The sequence below is a fragment of the Streptomyces ossamyceticus genome, from assembly GCF_001418475.1.
Classification (GTDB): domain Bacteria; phylum Actinomycetota; class Actinomycetes; order Streptomycetales; family Streptomycetaceae; genus Streptomyces; species Streptomyces ossamyceticus.
The window spans coordinates 1-1,134 of record NZ_LIQX01000861.1; the positions used below are offsets into that span (position 1 = coordinate 1).

The window sequence follows — 1,134 nt, forward strand, 5'->3', positions numbered from 1 at the left end:
CGCGGGTCACCCCCTCGCCGGCCCAGCCAGCCGTGGGCCGGACCGGCGAGGGGGTGACCCGCGGGGCACGTGGTCTGCCAAGGGGAGTCCTCGTCAACCGCGAAGCGGTAGGCAGGGCGGGGCAGCAGGGCCCCCGCCACCGCTCCCCAGAGGGCGGCGACGGCCGTCAGGACGATCAACCAGAGGTCCGGATCCACGGGGGTCAGCCTAGGGGGGTGGGGTGTGGGCGCCGCGAGGGTTTTCCGCCCCCGCCGCCCCTACCCGTCCCGTCCTCCGGGGGCTGCGCCCCTTCGACCCCGCGTCGCTTCGGGGGCTGCCGCCCCCGGGCCCCCGCCGGGGGATGCGCTCGTGGGTGTCCGCGGGTTCGTGGGGGCTGGTCGCGCAGTTCCCCGCGCCCCTGAGAGGCGGGGGCTGCGCCCCCTGCCTCTCGCCTTCGCCCGGCCTCTCGCCTTCGCCCAGCCCCCTACTTCGTTTCCGTCGCCGCTCCCTTGCGGCGTTTTCTCTGGGTGTAGGTCTCCAGGGCCTGCCAGAGGTCTCGGCGGTCGGCCTCCGGCCAGGGGGTGTCGGTGAAGTGGAGTTCGGCGTAGTGGGCGTGCCAGGGGAGGAAGTTGGAGATACGGAGTTCGCCGCTGGTGCGCCACAGGAGGTCCACGTCGGGCATGGCGTGGTGCGGGAGGTAGGCGGCGAACTGCTGCTCGGTGACGCGGGAGGGGTCGATGTCGCCGGCGAGGGCGGCGCGCGCGAGGGCCGCGCCCGCCCGGGTCAGTTCGGCGCGGCCTCCGTAGTTGACGCAGATGTTGAGGGTCAGGCCCGTGCGGTGGCGGGTGGCGCGTTCCTGGGAGCGCAGGACCTCGACGACATCGTCCGGGAGGCCGTCGGGTGAGCCGATCCAGCGCAGGCGCACGTCGTGCTGGAGCAGTTCGCCGTCGAGGAGTTCGGCGCGCATGATGGCGAACAGCTTGGAGACCTCGTCGGGTGACCGCTTCCAGTTCTCCGTGGAGAACGCGTACACCGTCAGATGGCTCAGGCCGATCTCCAGGGCGCCCTGGACGACATCGCGCAGGGCGACCGCCCCGGCGCGGTGGCCCTCGTCGCGGGGCAGGCCGAGGCCCGTGGCCCAGCGGCCGTTGCCGT

1 protein-coding gene and 1 pseudogene are annotated in these 1,134 nt (G+C 74.0%); both read right to left on the bottom strand.

Annotation, left to right across the window (positions count from 1 at the left end; genetic code table 11):
* Nucleotides 1–197, bottom strand: a pseudogene (locus tag AOK15_RS45935) (prepilin peptidase); the annotation flags it as partial.
* A 266-nt stretch (nt 198–463) separates the two neighbouring features.
* On the bottom strand, nt 464–1,134 hold a 671-nt coding region (gene uppS, locus AOK15_RS39825), incomplete at its 5' end, for a polyprenyl diphosphate synthase (protein WP_063799117.1).